This is a genomic window from Aurantimicrobium photophilum (assembly GCF_003194085.1).
In the GTDB taxonomy this organism is placed as follows: Bacteria; Actinomycetota; Actinomycetes; order Actinomycetales; family Microbacteriaceae; genus Aurantimicrobium; species Aurantimicrobium photophilum.
The window spans coordinates 744,985-762,655 of record NZ_CP023994.1 but is presented as its reverse complement, the minus strand read 5'-3'; the positions used below and the strand labels follow the sequence as shown (position 1 = coordinate 762,655).

Annotated in this window: 15 protein-coding genes and 3 tRNA genes; 7 read left to right on the top strand and 11 right to left on the bottom strand. The window is 54.0% G+C overall.

The window, feature by feature from the left end; all coding sequences use genetic code 11:
* Nucleotides 1–3 precede the first annotated feature (3 nt).
* From pdxT to zapE, 10 genes are all read right to left on the bottom strand, one after another.
* Nucleotides 4–630 carry a pyridoxal 5'-phosphate synthase glutaminase subunit PdxT gene (pdxT, locus tag AURMO_RS03820; protein ID WP_239406865.1) on the bottom strand — a complete coding sequence of 209 codons (627 nt, stop codon included), beginning with the start codon at nt 628–630 and terminating at the stop codon, nt 4–6.
* Nucleotides 620–1,522 (bottom strand): pyridoxal 5'-phosphate synthase lyase subunit PdxS, encoded by a 903-nt coding sequence (gene pdxS / locus AURMO_RS03815; protein ID WP_110233232.1) that lies wholly within the window; start codon nt 1,520–1,522, stop codon nt 620–622. The genes pdxT and pdxS overlap by 11 nt, the downstream gene beginning before the upstream one ends.
* Nucleotides 1,523–1,561: 39 nt before the next feature.
* Nucleotides 1,562–2,131, bottom strand: a complete 570-nt coding sequence (locus AURMO_RS03810; RefSeq protein WP_110233231.1) for an HIT family protein — start codon at nt 2,129–2,131, stop codon at nt 1,562–1,564.
* Nucleotides 2,128–4,047 carry a threonine--tRNA ligase gene (gene thrS / locus AURMO_RS03805; RefSeq protein ID WP_110234861.1) on the bottom strand — a complete coding sequence of 640 codons (1,920 nt, stop codon included), beginning with the start codon at nt 4,045–4,047 and terminating at the stop codon, nt 2,128–2,130. Before thrS ends, AURMO_RS03810 begins: the two co-directional genes overlap by 4 nt.
* Nucleotides 4,048–4,206: 159 nt before the next feature.
* Nucleotides 4,207–4,278: transfer RNA gene (locus tag AURMO_RS03800), tRNA-Val, on the bottom strand.
* A 26-nt stretch (nt 4,279–4,304) separates the two neighbouring features.
* A tRNA-Cys gene (locus AURMO_RS03795) sits at nt 4,305–4,378 on the bottom strand.
* 53 nt (nt 4,379–4,431) lie between these two features.
* Nucleotides 4,432–4,503, bottom strand: a tRNA-Gly gene (locus AURMO_RS03790).
* Between the two features lie 70 nt (nt 4,504–4,573).
* On the bottom strand, nt 4,574–5,821 hold the full coding sequence (locus AURMO_RS03785) for an ammonium transporter (protein ID WP_110233230.1): 1,248 nt from the start codon (nt 5,819–5,821) through the stop codon (nt 4,574–4,576).
* Between the two features lie 134 nt (nt 5,822–5,955).
* Nucleotides 5,956–7,212: an ammonium transporter gene (locus tag AURMO_RS03780; RefSeq protein ID WP_110234860.1), complete on the bottom strand. Its 1,257-nt coding sequence runs from the start codon at nt 7,210–7,212 to the stop codon at nt 5,956–5,958.
* 138 nt (nt 7,213–7,350) lie between these two features.
* Complete coding sequence (zapE, locus tag AURMO_RS03775) at nt 7,351–8,370, bottom strand: cell division protein ZapE (protein WP_110233229.1); 1,020 nt, start codon at nt 8,368–8,370, stop codon at nt 7,351–7,353.
* A gap of 154 nt (nt 8,371–8,524) precedes the next feature.
* Between zapE and AURMO_RS03770 the strand changes: the two genes are divergently transcribed.
* The 7 genes from AURMO_RS03770 to AURMO_RS03740 all read left to right on the top strand — a co-directional run bounded on the left by AURMO_RS03770 (nt 8,525) and on the right by AURMO_RS03740 (nt 15,713).
* Nucleotides 8,525–9,421 carry a sulfurtransferase gene (locus AURMO_RS03770; RefSeq protein WP_110233228.1) on the top strand — a complete coding sequence of 299 codons (897 nt, stop codon included), beginning with the start codon at nt 8,525–8,527 and terminating at the stop codon, nt 9,419–9,421.
* Between the two features lie 72 nt (nt 9,422–9,493).
* Nucleotides 9,494–9,925 (top strand): SufE family protein, encoded by a 432-nt coding sequence (locus AURMO_RS03765; RefSeq protein ID WP_110233227.1) that lies wholly within the window; start codon nt 9,494–9,496, stop codon nt 9,923–9,925.
* A gap of 2 nt (nt 9,926–9,927) precedes the next feature.
* Nucleotides 9,928–10,509 carry a hypothetical protein gene (locus tag AURMO_RS03760; RefSeq protein ID WP_110233226.1) on the top strand — a complete coding sequence of 194 codons (582 nt, stop codon included), beginning with the start codon at nt 9,928–9,930 and terminating at the stop codon, nt 10,507–10,509.
* A 23-nt stretch (nt 10,510–10,532) separates the two neighbouring features.
* A complete protein-coding gene (locus tag AURMO_RS03755) occupies nt 10,533–11,117 on the top strand; it encodes a DUF3000 domain-containing protein (protein WP_110233225.1) in 585 nt (194 codons plus the stop codon).
* A complete protein-coding gene (locus AURMO_RS03750; RefSeq protein WP_110233224.1) occupies nt 11,110–12,306 on the top strand; it encodes a ribonuclease D in 1,197 nt (398 codons plus the stop codon). The genes AURMO_RS03755 and AURMO_RS03750 overlap by 8 nt, the downstream gene beginning before the upstream one ends.
* Before the next feature lie 75 nt (nt 12,307–12,381).
* Nucleotides 12,382–13,578 (top strand): thiolase family protein, encoded by a 1,197-nt coding sequence (locus AURMO_RS03745; RefSeq protein ID WP_110233223.1) that lies wholly within the window; start codon nt 12,382–12,384, stop codon nt 13,576–13,578.
* Entirely contained in the window at nt 13,578–15,713 is a 2,136-nt protein-coding gene (locus tag AURMO_RS03740) for a 3-hydroxyacyl-CoA dehydrogenase NAD-binding domain-containing protein (RefSeq protein ID WP_110233222.1), read from the top strand. Before AURMO_RS03745 ends, AURMO_RS03740 begins: the two co-directional genes overlap by 1 nt.
* A 2-nt stretch (nt 15,714–15,715) precedes the next feature.
* On the opposite strand, the gene dxs is transcribed toward AURMO_RS03740, so the two are convergent.
* The gene (gene dxs, locus AURMO_RS03735) at nt 15,716–17,656 is read right to left on the bottom strand and encodes a 1-deoxy-D-xylulose-5-phosphate synthase (RefSeq protein ID WP_110233221.1); all 1,941 of its coding nucleotides are present in this window, start codon (nt 17,654–17,656) and stop codon (nt 15,716–15,718) included.
* Nucleotides 17,657–17,671: the final 15 nt, after the last annotated feature.

Below are 17,671 nucleotides of genomic sequence, written 5' to 3'. Positions count from 1 at the left end.
GCCTTAGATACTAGCTTTCTTCTCAACAACAGATTGGGCTACGCGCCCAAGGAAGTATTCATGAACTCGGGTATCACCGTTGACTTCAGGGTGGAAAGAAATACCAAGGAGATATCCCTGCTCAACAGCAACGATGCGACCATCGGCAAGTTGGGAAATCACGCGGACACCCTCACCAACGCGTTCCACAATCGGAGCACGGATAAACGTTGCAGGAACAGGTTCAGCTGTGACACCTGGCATTTCGAGGTCAACCTCAAAAGAATCAATCTGGGTGCCAAAAGCATTTCGACGAACATCGACATGAAGTCCACCGAGCGACTCTTGTTCGGCAATAGCGTCCACGATGTGGTCAGCCATCATGATGAGTCCCGCACAGGTACCAAAAACAGGAAGCCCACTAGCGATGGCGTCACGAAGAGGTTGTTGCATGCCAAACAAGCGAACTAGCTTGTCCATCACACTGGATTCCCCACCAGGGATCACCAATGCGTCCACAGCGGCTAGTTCATCGGGACGACGAACTTTACTGACCTGCGCACCAAGTTCTTCGAGAACCTGGATGTGCTCACGAACATCACCTTGAAAGGCGAGGACGCCAATTCTGAGGTGCTGGAAGTTACCAGCCACGATCAGCGAGGCGGTGTGGTGCAGGAATGTCAGCGACGTTGATGCCGACCATTGCTTCACCGAGTCCGCGAGAGGTTTCCACGATGACCTTGGGGTCATCGAAGAATGCTGCTGCCTTGACGATCGCCTTTGCGCGAGCAGCAGGGTCACCCGACTTGAAGATACCTGAGCCGACGAAGACACCATCAGCACCGAGCTGAAGCATCATGGCTGCATCTGCAGGAGTGGCAACACCACCAGCGGTGAACATAGGAACAGGAAGCTTTCCAGCAGCTGCAACCTCTACAACGAGGTCGTAGGGAGCCTGAAGTTCCTTAGCAGCAACGTAAAGCTCGTCCTTCGACATGGAGGACAACCAACGCAGTTCTGAGTTGATCTTACGGATGTGCTTAGTTGCTTCAGAAACGTCACCGGTACCAGCTTCACCCTTGGAGCGAATCATGGAAGCACCTTCGTTGATACGACGAAGAGCTTCACCCAGGTTTGTTGCACCACAGACGAAAGGAACATCGAATGCCCACTTGTCGATGTGGTTGACGTAGTCAGCTGGGCTGAGAACTTCGGACTCGTCAATGAAGTCAACGTTGAGCTCGGCAAGAACCTGTGCCTCAACGAAGTGACCGATACGGGCCTTAGCCATGACGGGAATTTTCACAGCAGCTTGAATGCCCTCAATGAGGTCGGGGTCGCTCATGCGAGCTACGCCACCCTGCGCACGAATGTCTGCGGGGACACGCTCCAGAGCCATTACTGCAATTGCACCAGCGTCTTCAGCAATGCGAGCCTGCTCTGCGTTGACGACGTCCATGATGACACCGCCCTTGAGCTGCTCTGCAAGTCCACGCTTGACGCGGTTGCTACCAGTGAGAGGGGCGTTGTTCTTTTCAGTCATGATCTACAGCTTCTTCTTTAGAGGGTGAGAGGAAAAAGTTTAGTTTGCTTTGGGCCATGCTTGCGCAATGGCATTACGCACATCACCGAGCAGAGCAGTTACTGCTTTGCTCTTGGCAATGATGGGGAAGAAATTCGAATCCGTGGCCCATCTGGGCACCACATGTTGATGAAGGTGATCTGCAATTCCAGCTCCAGCAACCCGGCCTTGATTCATGCCGATGTTGTAGCCATCATTGCAAGAAACCTTCTTCAGTACTCGCATTGCTTCCTGAGTAAGACTAGCTATTTCTGCCGTCTCTTCAACAGTTGCGTCGTCATACATCGCAACGTGTCTGTAGGGGCAGACAAGTAAATGTCCACTGTTATAGGGATACAGGTTCAGCAAGACGAAGGCATGCGTGCCTCGGTGAACAATTAAGCCCTCTTCGTCAGACATTTCCGGTGCCAGGCAAAAAGGACAGTCCGCCTCGGGTGGCTGTTGGCCATTTTCAATGTAGGCAAGGCGATGCGGGGTCCACAGACGCTGAAATTCATCAGGAACTCCAGCGAACGAAGAAGCAGATCGAAGATCTACACCTTCGAATTCACTTTCTCCGTAGTGGTTCATAGATCGTCTGCAGTGAGTACTTGACGGTGATCCTTGGCAGCACCTACGAGAAGTGCGATTGCCTCACTGACCGGAATACCGTTGCGCTGACTTCCGTCACGGAAACGGAAGCTCACGGCACCGTTGTTGCGGTCTTCTTCACCAGCAATGATTTGCACAGGGATCTTCTGGGCTGCGGCGTTACGGATCTTCTTCTGCATGCGGTCATCACTGGCATCCAGTTGAACGCGAAGTCCTTCAGCCTTGAGCTGGTCAAGAACACCGGAGAGATACTCTTCATACTCTTCAGCAACAGCAATACCGATGGCCTGGACTGGAGCCAACCAGAGTGGGAATGCACCAGCGTAGTGCTCCGTCAAGACGCCAAAGAAACGTTCGATTGAGCCAAAGAGGGCACGGTGGATCATGACGGGACGGTGACGATTGCCATCCGAGCCTGTGTATTCGAGATCAAAACGCTCGGGCAGGTTGAAATCGAGTTGAATGGTCGACATCTGCCAGGTACGACCAATTGCGTCACGTGCCTGTACGGAGATTTTGGGGCCATAGAAGGCAGCACCACCTGGATCTGGCACCAGGGTCAATCCAGAGTCCTCTGCAACCTGGCGTAGCGTCTCGGTGGCTTCGTCCCAGATAGCGTCATCGCCGACATATTTCTTGGGGTCCTTGGTAGAGAGCTCCAGATAGAAGTCATCCAGACCGTAGTCTCGAAGGAGCGACAGCACGAAGTTCAGAACCTTGGTGAGTTCTTCTTTCATGTTCTCGCGCGTGGTGAAGATGTGAGCATCATCTTGAGTCATACCGCGAACGCGAGTCAGACCGTGAACGACACCTGACTTCTCATAACGATAAACAGAACCAAACTCGAACAAACGCAAGGGAAGTTCGCGGTAGCTCTTGGAGCGTGACTTGAAGATCAGGATGTGGAAGGGGCAATTCATCGGCTTGAGGTAGTAGTCGACGCCCTGGCGGGTCACATCCCCTGCCTCGTTGCGAATCTCGTCCAACTTCATGGGAGGGAACATGCCATCGGAATACCAGTCGAGGTGACCGCTGGTTTCAAAAAGGTTCGACTTGGTGATGTGAGGTGAGTAGACAAACTCATAGCCACCTTCTTCGTGGCGACGACGAGAGTAATCCTCCATCGTGCGACGAATCACACCACCCTTGGGGTGGAATACCGGAAGACCAGAACCAATCTCGTCAGGGAAGCTAAACAGATCAAGCTCACTACCCAAACGGCGGTGGTCACGCTTGGCAGCTTCTTCGAGTCGTTCTTGGTAGGCACGAAGGTCTGCTTTTGAAGGCCATGCGGTGCCGTAGATGCGCTGAAGCTGGGGGTTGTTTTCTGAACCGCGCCAGTAGGCAGCAGCCAGGCGAGTGAGGGCGAAGCCTTCACCAATCATGCGCGTGTTCGGAATGTGAGGACCGCGGCAGAGGTCCTTCCACACGGTCTCCCCGGTGGCGGGATCTACGTTGTCGTAGATGGTGAGTTCATTGCCACCGACTTCAACGCTCTCGTTGTCATCTCCGGTGTTTCCACCCTTGAGGCCGATCAGTTCAAGTTTGTATGGCTCTGCAGCAAGTTCTGCACGAGCTTCTTCCTCGGTGACAACGCGACGCATGAAGCGCTGTCCAGCGCGAACAATGCGAGACATGGCCTTTTCCAAGGCCTTCATGTCTTCTGGCGTGAAGGCTTCTTCAACATCGAAGTCGTAATAGAAACCGTCAGTGACGGGAGGGCCGATTCCCAGCTTTGCTTCAGGATTCACATTCTGGACAGCCTGGGCAAGTACGTGAGCGGCCGAGTGGCGAAGGATGTTCAAGCCATCTGCCGAATCGATGGCAACAGGTTCAACAACGTCACCAGCATTGAGGACGTGAGCTAGGTCACGAAGTTCGCCGTTGACACGCATGGCGACGATGCTGCGGTCTGTGAAGAGCGCAAAGCCATCGCTGGAAGCTTGAACGGTGAGTGAACCGGAAACATCAGACACGAAGTGAACTCCTCTTAGAACTTTCTCTACTCCCAGCCTAGCCAAAAGAAAAACCCCCGGAAATCCGAGGGTTTTCAGTGAGCGATACTGGGATCGAACCAGCGACCTCTTCCGTGTCAGGGAAGCGCGCTACCGCTGCGCCAATCGCTCAAAAGCTAAGTCTTTCAACCTAGTTTTGGAGGTGGATACCGGATTCGAACCGGTGTGGACGGCTTTGCAGGCCGCTGCCTATCCTCTCGGCCAATCCACCGTAGGTGGTTGCCCACGCTAACAATGAGTAAGTCTTAGGAATGACCACACTCGAGCGGATGACGAGATTCGAACTCGCGACCCTAACCTTGGCAAGGTTATGCGCTACCACTGCGCCACATCCGCGTTGCACTCTAATGAGTACCTTGGAACTTTATCGAGAAGTTTGCTCTAACGCAAAACCTGACACGCAGGTTTAGTAGTCGTAGCTCTCTTCTCCGTGCATGACCAAGTCAATACCGGCAAGTTCATCCTCGTTACGAACACGGAAGCCCATGGTCTTATCAATGACCCAGCCAATGGCAAAGGACATGACGAACGAGTAGATCAAGACGCTGAAGGCCGCAATTGCTTGCTTGCCCAGCTGCTCAAAGGATCCGGAGTAGATCAGACCAACTTCAGTAGCGAAGAATCCGAGGAACAAGGTTCCAATCAGACCACCGACAAGGTGGATACCCACCACGTCGAGCGAGTCATCAAAACCGAAGGTGAACTTGAGCTCAACAGCTAGCGCACACAACACTCCAGTCAAAAGACCAAGTACCAGCGCCCAGGTAGGTGTCAAGTATGCGCAGGACGGCGTAATGGCGACCAGACCGGCAACAGCACCAGAAGCAGCACCCACAGAGGTTGCCTTGCCATCCTTGAAACGCTCAATGATGAGCCATCCGATAATTCCGGATGCACCAGCGGCCATGGTGTTGATGAGGGCAATGGCCGCAATACCATCCGCTGCCACAGCAGAACCGGCGTTGAAGCCAAACCACCCGAACCAGAGCAGACCAGCACCCAGCAGAACAAAGGGAACGTTGTGTGGCTTGTGAACACCCTTTGCGAAACCAATGCGCTTACCCAGGACCAAAGCAAGAGCAAGAGCTGCGGCACCAGAGTTGATTTCAACAGCTGTACCACCGGCAAAGTCGAGGGCACCGACGTTGTACACGAGCCAACCACCACTGGTCATTTCACCATCTACAACAGTGAAGTTGAAGATCCACGAGGCAACAGGGAAATAGACCAGAGTCGCCCAGACGCCAGCAAAGACCATCCACGCACCAAACTTGGCACGGTCAGCAATGGCTCCTGAAATCAGCGCAACGGTAATGATGGCGAAGGTTGCCTGGAACGCAGCAAAAACAAGAGGAGGAACAGAGGCACCCTCGGGAATAACCAGGAGGTTTTCCAGGCCAATGTGAGCGAGATCAATACCGAAGACACCAGGAATGCCATAAAACGATGAGCTGTCCAGTGCGGGGAACGCGATGGCGTAGCCATAAACAATCCAGAGCACGCCAACAATGGCCATCGAGCCAAAGCTGAGCATCATCATGCTGATCACGCTCTTGGCACGAACAAGACCACCATAGAAGAATGCCAGGGCGGGAGTCATCATCAACACGAGAGCCGTGCAGATGATCAGAAAAGCGGTATTACCTGTATCCATGAGAACCTCCAGAAGAGATTCTTTGCTACACGCGTTTCATTCATGAAGCATTTATGTTTCGAACACGTTAACGCGGCTAAGCCCTGCAGTTCTCTGCAGGGCCCAGCGCGTGCGTATTCAGTTATGAACGCGGATTAAGCGTCCTGGAGTGCGTAACCCTCTTCGCCGTGAACGATGGTGTCGATGCCAGCGAGCTCATCTTCGTTCTTGATACGGAAGCCCATGGTCTTCTCGATGATCGTTCCGATGATGTAGCTCAGAACGAAGGAGAAGATCAGGACGGTGAAGGCTGCGATGGCCTGCTTGCCCAACTGGTCGAACGAACCAGAGAAGAGAAGGCCCACATCGGTTGCGAAGAATCCAAGGAACAGAGTTCCAATCAGACCACCAACGAGGTGGATACCCACTACGTCGAGAGAGTCATCGAAACCGAAGGTGAACTTGAGCTCAATAGCCAGGGCACAGACTGCACCGGCTACCAAACCTAGAACAATTGCCCACATGGGAGTCAGGTTTGCACAGGCGGGAGTAATTGCTACAAGACCAGCAACAGCACCCGAAGCCGCGCCAACCGAAGTTGCCTTGCCTTCCTTGATGCGCTCGATCAGGAGCCATCCAAGTACCGCAGCAGCAGGAGCAGCGATGGTGTTGATGAAGGCCAGCGATGCAATGCCGTCAGCAGCAAGTTCTGAACCTGCGTTGAAGCCGAACCAGCCGAACCACAGCAGACCTGCTCCGAGCAGAACCAATGGAACGTTGTGAGGCTTTGCTACACCCTTAGCGAAACCAATGCGCTTACCGAGCACGAGTGCGAGTGCGAGTGCAGCAGCACCTGCGTTGATGTGAACAGCTGTACCACCAGCGAAGTCGATGGCGCCCAGGTTGTAGGCAATCCATCCGCCGTCAACAATCTTGCCATCCACGATGGTGAAGTTGAAGACCCACGATGCAACGGGGAAGTACACAACGGTTGCCCAGATACCTGCGAAGACCAACCATGCGCCGAACTTTGCACGGTCAGCGATCGAACCGCTGATCAGCGCGACAGTGATGATGGCAAAGGTTGCCTGGAATGCAGCGAATGCCAGTGGTGGGAAGGCAGCACCCTCTGGGGTTTCCAGAAGACCTTCAAGACCGATGTAGGCGGTATCGATACCGATAATGCCGTCGATGCCATAGAAAGTTGGAGAACCTTCGTTGGCGAACGCAATGGCGTATCCGTAGATAACCCACAGAACGCCAATGAGAGCAAGTGAGCCAAAGCTCAGCATCATCATGCTGACGACGCTCTTGGCTTTGACGAGACCGCCATAGAAGAATGCCAGGGCGGGAGTCATCAGGAGCACGAGAGCTGCGCTGATGAGTACAAAGGCGGTGTTGCCTTGATCCATTTCAACCTCTTTCACGAATGGTGACGGATGTTGCACCGTCTCTATTCATGAGTGTGAGGGGTCGGCGTTTCCGCATGAGTTCGTCTGCGTGACGCTGAGGTTACAAATTATCCGGTTTTGTTTCCGGCGTATTTCTGCTTAGGAATTGGTCAGAGCAATCAGACGAGAAACACAACGTAAATACTTCTTGCGGTATCCACCGTGAATCATGTCTCCACCAAAGACCTCAGAGAGTGGACTTCCACTAGCAATGATGGGTATCTGGGCGTCATAGACACGGTCAATAAATGCAACGAGTCGAAGCGCATCAGTCTGATTCACAATCACGTGGACATCAGAGAGCGCAATCACATCAAGCCCCTCGAGCAGGCGGACGTATACAGAGGGGTGAACCGTTGCTAAATGTGCCAGAAGTGAATCAAACGAGTCGGATGAAACGGTGAGACCCTCGTTGCTCTTGCTTTCAACAGCAGAAGTAAGTTCGGAAGAACTGAGTACGCGGGATACTCCTTCAGCAGTGCGCTGACGGTAGTCGGTTCCGTCAATACGGAGAGTGCGGAAGTTGGAGGCAAGAGCCTGAATTTCGCGCAAGAAGTCAGCAGCAGCAAAACGTCCTTCACCCAATGCGGCAGGTGGTGTGTTGCTTGTGGCCGCAATTCGGGTACCGCCAGCAACCAACTCCCCTAACATTCGGGTCATCATCATGGTGTCGCCTGGATCATCGAGTTCGAACTCATCGATACAAATCAGGCTTGCACCCTTGAGCGCTTCAACTGCTTTGACGTAACCCAGTGCACCTACAAGTGAGGTGTACTGCAAGAAAGTGCCGAAATACTTCTTGCCCGAGGCAATATTCCAGGAGGCAGCCAGAAGGTGAGTTTTACCAACGCCGAAACCACCATCGAGGTAGACCCCCGGAGGAAACTCTTCGACTTTCTTGGTGCGACCAAAAAGTTTGCCTTGCTTGATGACGGAGGTGTTTTTCGACGCAAACTCTTCCAAGATGTGACGTGCCTCTTCTTGTGAAGGGAAATCAGGGTTCGGAATGTAGTTGTCGAATCGCGCTTCTACGAACTGCGGCGGTGGAACCAGGCTGCTGACAATTGACCCTGCATCAAGGGTCGGATGGCGTTCGACCAGGGAAATGGTGGAAGTCATCGCGTGAAATATTCCTCAACATAAGGTGTGAATCGTGGCTGTGGGGTTGGCACTTACAGAATCTGTACGTAGTCTCGAAGGTGCACCACAAGCCTATTGGCATATATTCCTGCCGGGCTTGAACCGTGCATCGTGAGATAAGAAAAATGGAGCTATGAGCGTACCTATCGATAACAGCCCGAAGTTTGCCGAATACGCACACCCAGAAGCGATTGTGAGCACTGAATGGCTCGCTGCGAACCTCAACACCCCCAACCTTGTTGTTGTGGAATCAGATGAAGATGTTCTTCTCTATGAAATTGGTCACATCCCTGGCGCCGTCAAAATCGACTGGCACACCGACCTCAACGACCCCGTCCTTCGTGACTATGTTCAGGGTGAGGCATTTGCAGAGCTCTTGAGTTCAAAGGGAATCTCCCGCGACACCACCGTTGTGATTTATGGCGACAAGAGCAACTGGTGGGCTGCATATGCTCTCTGGGTTTTCAAACTCTTTGGCCACGAAGATGTCCGCCTGCTTGATGGTGGCCGCGACAAGTGGATCGCAGAAGGCCGCGAGCTCACCAAGGAACAACCAGAGATTGTTCGCTCCAGCTACCCCGTTGTGGAGCGCAACGACGCTCCAATCCGTGCATACCTCAGCGACACTCTTGCCCACATTGGTAAGCCCATGATTGATGTGCGCAGCCCTGAAGAATATTCAGGTGAGCGCACTCACATGCCTGCTTATCCTGAAGAGGGCGCCTTGCGCGGTGGTCACATCCCCGGCGCGGCAAGCGTTCCCTGGGCTCGTGCCGCTAACGAAGACAGCACCTTCAAGAACCGTGCTGATCTCGAAGCCCTTTATCTTGATGGTGCTGGTCTCAAGCCTGGCGATGACATCATTGCCTACTGCCGCATTGGTGAGCGTTCAAGCCACACCTGGTTTGTCCTGAACTACCTCCTCGGATTCACCGGAGTTCGCAACTACGACGGCTCCTGGACCGAATGGGGGTCTGCCGTTCGTGTGCCGATTGTCAAGGGCACCGAACCAGGCGCACTGGTCGATTAGTGGAGATGGGAGTCAACTTCGGTTGGCTCCCATTCTTTTTGCCTAGCGAATACCTGAGAAGATGGAGTCATCATGACTGAGCTTCCTGCTGCACTCGCTGAAACCCGCGACGATTTTCTTGACCTGGGCGATAAAGACAAGATTCAGCTCCTCATCGAATTTGCTGAAGAACTCCCTGAACTTCCTACGAGATATGCAGACCATCCTGAACTGCTCGAAAAGGTTGAAGAGTGCCAGTCGCCGGTCTACATCTTCGTTGAGGTAGAGAACAACACAGTTTCTGTCTTTGCCACCGCTCCGGAACAAGCACCCACTACTCGCGGCTTCGCAAGCATTCTCGCTCAGGGCCTGACCGGACTCTCTGTCGAGGAAGCACTGGGTGTTCCTGATGACTTCCCCAGCACGCTCGGCCTGAATACCCTTATCTCTCCTCTGCGTGTGCGAGGAATGACAGGAATGCTCTGGCGCATGAAGCGTCAGATCCGCGAGAAAACACAGGGCTAATCATGGAGATTTCACTTCTGAGTGATGAACAACTCAGTGATCTCTATAGCTGGCCACAGGAGCGCAGCTTCCGCCTCAATATGCTTCTGGATTCTGATGACTCCAGCACGGGAGACGACGGCACATCGAATTCACTCACCTCCGGCGAAGACCGCCGTCTTCTCAGAATCATTCGAAATGCAACAGATGTTCTCATCGTGGGTGCTGCGTCTATTCGAGCAGAGGGTTGGTTCCTGCCGCCTCAGGGGCGTATGGCAGTTCTCTCCCAATCAGGAAACATTCCCTGGGATTCGTGTCCAGATTCATCCCGAGTCTCGAGTTACCCCAGCGTTTCAGCACTCTTGCACTCTCTTCGAGATTCCGACATAAACATCTTGTGTGAAGGCGGCAAGGCAACTGCCCAATTGCTGAGTGAAACCATCGGATTCGATGATTTTGCACTCACACGTATTGGCACTGTTGAGAATGCACCCCTCCCAGATTTCCTCGGTGAAAGTTCTGACTTAGCGCTTGTTTCAACACTGAGCGACGCCTCTCACAGCATGACTTTCCAATATTGGCGGCGAGCCGTAGAGCACCAGTAATGCCGCGACTTTAGGGTCAAGATGTGAGCGTCACCGAGAACCTGCCTGAGGCATTCAAACTTGCTGTTGAAAGCATCAGTTCTGTTGCCTTCCGCGAAGAACTCACCGTTCGTCAAATTGACTCTCCCTCAGGCGTTGCCCCCTATAGCTACGCCTTAGCTGCTGACGTCCTCATCGCTGAACACGAGCACGAATCGCAGCACGGCACAGGCCGTTTCATTCTTCTTTATGACCCTGCAGAGCCAGAGTCATGGGGTGGGCCTTTCCGCGTGGTTGCTTTTGCTCAGGCACCCCTGGAGGCCGAAATTGGTCTAGATCCTTTCCTTGCCAACGTGGCATGGTCGTGGCTCACTGATGCGTTAACAATTCGAGAAGCGGACTATTTCAACGCTTCGGGTACAGCTACTCGTATCCTTTCCACCGGCTTTGGTGAACTCGCCGATGCTGGCGAAGGTGCACAAATAGAACTTCGTGCATCCTGGTCACCTGCATCTCCACAGATGGGTGAGCAAGCAGAAGCGTGGGGCGAGCTCCTGTGCATGCTTGCAGGACTTCCTCCCACTGCAGATGCCGTAAGCCTGACCGCCCGCCGCAGGGAGCGTGGTTAGCGTTCGCGTCATTGATAACGCTGCAGAATTTCTCGAAGCGTGTGAAGTAATTACATCAGGAACGGGCCCGCTGGCCATTGATGCTGAGCGCGCTTCAGGATTTACCTACTCTCAACGCGCCTATCTGATCCAAGTTCACCGCCGCGAAGCAGGAACCTTCCTCTTTGATCCCCCTGCAATTGGTGACATGTCGCAGTTGTTTCTCCAGAACGCTGATGAAGAATGGGTTCTCCACGCCGCCAGCCAAGACCTAGCTTGCTTGCGCGAAGTGGGCATCACCCCTGCACGGATCTTCGATACGGAACTTTCAGCCCGACTGCTGGGCATGGAGCGCGTAGGACTGGGTCCTGTAGTTGAGTCACTGCTAGGGATTCATTTAGCTAAAGAACACAGTGCAGCAGACTGGTCTACTCGTCCGCTTCCAGAGCCGTGGCTGAAATATGCAGCTCTTGATGTTGAGCTCCTCGTTGATGTTCGAGACGAGATTGAAAAGCTTCTTATCGAATCCAACAAACTTTCCTGGGCGCAGGAAGAATTTCAAGCAACCCTCGATAAGCCTGAGAAGATTGTGAGCGCAGAACCCTGGCGCCGAATCTCAGGACTTCACACACTGCGCACTCCTAGGCAGCTCGCCGTCGCACGTGCACTCTGGAACGCCCGGGATGAGGTAGCTCAGCGTCGTGATGTTTCACCAGGTCGACTCATTCCCGACAGCGCCATTGTTGCGGCCAGTCGATCGACTCTGACGAACAAGTCAGAACTCATCGGGCTCAAAGAATTCAACGGTCGCGCGAGTAAGAGCCTTCTCGACACCTGGTGGGATGCGGTCCTTATCGGCCTGAAAGATGACTCGCTTCCCGTTATGCGAGTTCCCAGTGACACCCTGCCACCACCTCGTGCATGGGTTGATCGCAAGCCCGAGGCACTCGAGCGTCTTCAAACTGCTCGAGAAGCACTCTCAGCACGCGCGGAAGAACTATCTATGCCAGTTGAGAACTTGCTCACTCCCAGCATTCTTCGAGAGCTTTCCTGGGCCCCGCCCAGCCCGATCACCGTGGTGAGCATCTCGGCAGCATTGAAAAAGCACGGTGCACGTGTATGGCAAATAACGGAGACGTGTGCACTGATTTCGAATGCTTTTGTTGAAGCAGACCAAAAAGTACCTGAAGAACCTGCAGAGGTTTCGTAGAGAACATCAGCCGTCTTTCACAGCTGAATCCCACGAACTAGCATCAAGATAGCAACGACGCTTCGAGAGGAAATCATGACAGCGGGAAATCGTGTTGTATTTGTCGATGGTGTGAGAACACCCTTTGGCCGTGCCGGTGAGAAGGGGATGTTCTGGCAGACACGTGCCGATGACCTCATCGTGAAGGCAATGATGGGCCTTCTCGAGCGCAATCCTGCTGTTCCCGTTGAAGAGATCGACGATGTTGCCATCGCGGCCACTACTCAACAGGGCGACCAGGGTCTGACATTAGGTCGCACGGCGGGAATCTTGGCTGGTCTCCCCCGCCACGTTCCCGGATTCGCTATTGACCGCATGTGTGCTGGCGCAATGACCGCTGTCACTACGACCGCTGGCGGTATTGCGATGGGCTCCTACAACATTGTTCTTGCCGGTGGTGTTGAACACATGGGTCGTCACCCTATGGGCTTCAACGCTGACCCCAACCCACGATTCCTCGCAGAGAAGCTAGTAAGCGCGGATGCCCTCAATATGGGTGCCACGGCCGAGCGTCTGCATGACCGTTTCCCTCACCTGACTAAAGAACGTGCAGATGCCTATGCACTGCGCTCACAGCAGAAGGTTTCTGCGGCATACGAAGCCGGATATATCCAGCCCGATCTCATTCCCGTCTCGGCTAAAACGGCCGAAGGTTGGACTCTCGCGACAGTAGACGAAGCTCCTCGACCAGAAACAACCCTGGAAGGCTTGGCTTCCCTCAAAACTCCGTTCCGTCCACACGGTCGTGTCACAGCGGGTAATGCCAGTGGTCTCAACGATGGCGCAACTATCTGCATGCTTGCTAGCGAGGAAGCAGCTGAGCAATTTGGCCTGGGCGTCAAAATGACCATGGTTTCCTTCGCCTTTGCTGGTGTTGAACCAGAGGTCATGGGAATTGGCCCCGTTCCTGCCACTGAGAAGGCACTGCGCAAAGCAGGGCTCGACATCAAGGACATTGGACTCTTTGAAGTAAACGAAGCGTTCGCGGTGCAGGTTCTCGCATTCCTGGATTACTTCGGCATTGCCGATGATGACCCCCGTGTAAACGAGTACGGTGGCGCTATTGCCCTGGGCCACCCTCTCGCCAGCAGTGGTGTTCGACTCATGATTCAACTGGCACACCAGTTCGAACGTCACCCAGAAGTTCGCTACGGCATGACCACGATGTGTATCGGTTTGGGTCAAGGTGGCACCGTCATTTGGGAAAACCCTCACTACAAGGGAGCTAAGTAATGACTAATTACGACGCCATTGATTTCACAGACCTCCTAGCTCTCAGCGAGGAAGAAGTCGTCACGCACAGCTTTGTTCGAGACATTCCGCTGCCCAGTGGCAAGGTCTTGGCTTTGGTCACCTTGGATAACGGACTCGACTACAAGCGTCCAAACACCTTGGGACCTCAGGGACTGCTCGAGCTCGACAAGACACTCGTTGCGCTCAGCGATCGTGCCGCACAGGGAGAAATCCACGGTGTTGCTGTTACCGGTAAAGAATTCATCCTTGCTGCAGGTGCAGACCTCAGCCGTGTTGGTGAAGTCCCCAGTAAAGCAATGGCGGTCAAGCTTGCTCAGCTCGGCCACCGTGCCTTGGGACGCCTCGGACAACTCGGAGTTCCCTCTTTTGTCTTCATCAATGGTTTGGCCTTAGGTGGTGGCCTAGAAGTTGCCCTCAACGCTGATTACCGCACTGTTGATGCGAACGTCAGTGCGATTGCTCTTCCCGAGGTGTTCTTAGGCCTCATTCCTGGCTGGGGCGGCGCTTACCTTCTCCCCAACCTGATCGGCATTGAGAATGCTCTCAAGGTCGTTATTGAGAACCCCCTCAAGAACAACCGCATGCTCAACGCCTCAGCTGCTTTCGAGCTCGGCATCGCTGATGCCATGTTCGGTTCTGCCCGATTCCTCGAAGAATCCATCCTGTGGGCAGATTCTGTACTCAACGAACACCAGCCTCATCGCCCAAACCAACCAGGCAAGGTCGAACGCCTCGCCAAGTGGAACTTGGCTGTGAACATTGCCAAGAAGAGTGTGGAAGACAAGCTCGGAACTGTTGCCAAGTCCCCTTACGTTGCCCTCGAATTGCTCGAACAAGCTCGGAAGGTAGATAAAGAAGCTGCTTTCGCCCGAGAAGACGAAGCAATTGCTTCTCTGATTGTGGGCGACCAGTTCCAAGCGTCGATGTATGCCTTTGATCTCGTGCAAAAGCGAGCAAAGAAGCCAGCCGGTGCACCAGATCCCAAGCTTGCTCGTCCCGTGGGCAAAGTCGGCGTTATCGGTGCTGGCCTCATGGCAAGGCAGTTTGCGCTTCTTTTTGTCCGCAAGCTCAAAGTGCCTGTGGTTCTTACCGACATTAACCAGGACAAGTTAGACGAGGCTTTGGCCTACATCCATGCTGAAATTCAAGCGATGCATGACAAGGGTCGCATCTCCTCTGATGAAAACCAGCGCCTCCAGGCATTGGTGAGCGGAACCACTAACCCTGCTGCCTTCTCGGATGCTGACTGGGTTATCGAAGCAGTCTTTGAAGAACTCAGCGTCAAGCAAGATGTTTTTGCCAACATTGAACAGTTCATTTCAGAAGACGCAATTTTGGCCACCAACACCTCAAGCCTGTCCGTCAATGAAATTGGCGCCAAGCTCAAGCACCCCGAGCGTTTGGTCGGCTTCCACTTCTTCAACCCTGTGGCAGTAATGCCACTTGTTGAAGTGGTGAATGCTCCTCACACCAACGAGATTGCACTGGCAACAGCAATGGACACCGCCAAGAAACTGGGCAAGACCGCAGTTATCACGACGGACTCCCCCGGATTCGTCGTCAACCGCCTCCTCGCTCGCTTGCTCGGTGAAGCGATGCATGCTGTTGACACCGGAACATCGTTCAAGACCGTTGATGAGTCAGTTGCTTCCTTCGGTATGCCGATGGCGCCGTTTGAACTACTTGACCTGGTTGGTCTCAAGGTCGGTGCGCACGTTCTTGATACTCACCATGCAGCATTCCCTGATCGCTTTTTCCGCAGCGACAACCTCCACAAGCTGGCAGAACATGGTTCCATCATTGTTCGAGGCCGCACGGGCAAAATCACCGGTTATGACCGTGGAGCTGAAGCAATCGTGAAGGGTGGCACGAGCCCCATGACTGCGGATCAGATTCGTCTGCGCATTGAAGATGGTCTGGCGGATGAGATTCACCGCATGCTGGATGAAAAGGTTGTCAGTGCTGCCCAGGACATTGATCTGTGCATGATTATGGGCGCTGGCTGGCCATTCCAGATGGGTGGAGCAACACCATTCCTCGACCGCATTGGCGCAAGCCAACGCGTCTTTGGTGACACCTTCCACAACCCGCCCATCGCGGGAACGACGAAGTAAAACTATTCGGCGCGCAGTGAGTCACTCACCTGTGACTCTTCAGGAAGCGGCCTAGCCACAGGAATCTTGCTTCCAAGAACCTGTGCAACGACATCGCGTGCGATGTCTTGTGCAGTCAATCCTGCCTCAGCGAGGATTTCTTCACGGGTTCCGTGATCGAGGAATTCGTCGGGTAGACCCAATTCATCAACGGCCGTGTCGACCCCGGCACTGCGGAGGTCTTGACGGATGCGTGTTCCGATACCACCGACACGAACACCGTCTTCAAGTGTGATGACCAAACGGTGGTCACGAGCCATGTCAATGATGCTGGTGGGAACAGGGACGACCCAGCGAGGGTCCACCACAGTGGCACCAATTCCCTGCTGAGCAAGACGTGCAGCAACTTCAAGGCCAAGGGTGGCAAAGGCGCCAATGGCAACAATGAGCACATCCTTGTGGGCTGCTTCAAGGAGAACATCTACTCCGTCGTCACATCGACGGACAGCCTCGATATCAGCCCCCACAGAGCCTCTGGGGAAACGAATGACCGTTGGGGCGTCATCTACAGCCAATGCTTCTGCCAGCTCCTCACGCAGGCGCGTAGCGTCGCGGGGAGCTGCCAAGCGAATGTGTGGCACGACCTGGAGGATAGCCAAATCCCACACACCGTGGTGGCTAGGGCCATCAGGACCAGTGACACCAGAACGGTCTAGAACAAAGGTGACGCCAGCTTTGTGAAGGGCAACATCCATCAAAACTTGGTCAAAAGCACGATTCATGAACGTCGCATAAATAGCAACGACCGGGTGCATGCCACCAAATGCAAGACCAGCAGCTGAGGTAACGGCGTGCTGTTCTGCAATACCCACATCGATGATGCGTTCCGGGTATCGCTCAAGCATTTTGTGAAGACCGGTAGGTCGCAACATTGCTGCCGTGATGGCCACAATCTTGTCGTTGTGCTCTGCCTGGGCAACGAGCTCGTCACCAAAAACATCCGTCCACCCCACAGCTGAGGAACTGCTCAGGGCTTTACCGGTTGCAGGGTCAATCTTGCCCACGGCGTGGAATTGGTCATCTAGGTCACGGCGAGCAGGTTCGTAGCCCTTACCCTTTTCGGTAATGGCGTGAACAATGACGGGGGCGCCATAGCTCTTTGCCTGACGCAGAACAGCTTCCATGGCTTTGACATCGTGACCGTTAACGGGGCCTAAGTATTTGATGTCGAGGTTGGCATAGAGATCTTGGTTGTTGGTGAAGCGACTCAAGAAGCCGTGAACACCGCCACGAACACCGCGATAGAACGCACGTGCATAGGGGCCCATCTTGGCAAAGAGGCGACTGCTGCTGAAGTGAAGGTTGCGGTAGCCCTTGCGCGTACGAACGCTGTCCAAGAACCTGGCCATGCCACCGATAGTGGGGGCATAACTGCGGCCATTGTCGTTGACAATGATGATGAGGTTGCGGGAGTTGTCGTGGCTGATGTTATTCAGCGCCTCCCAGGTCATGCCGCCCGTAAGTGCACCATCACCCACGACGGCAACAACATGGCGGTCTGATTGACCTGACATGGAATAGGCGCGAGAAATTCCATCAGCCCAGGACAACGAACTCGAAGCGTGCGAACTTTCCACGATGTCGTGAACAGATTCTGAGCGCTGCGGGTAGCCGGCGATGCCGCCCTTTTCGCGCAACTTGGAAAAATCCTGACGACCAGTCAGGAGCTTGTGCACGTAGGACTGGTGGCCTGTGTCAAAGACGATGGAGTCCTTGGGTGAGTCAAACACTCGGTGAATGGCAATCGTCATTTCGACCACACCAAGGTTGGGGCCGAGGTGCCCGCCAGAGCGGGCTACCTCGCGCACCAAGAACTCACGGATTTCTCCGGAGAGCTCAATCAGTTGGTCGTTGGTGAGCTTGTCGAGGTCGCGTGGACCGTGAACAGTCTCAAAAATTGCCATGGCTCGAGTCTATGA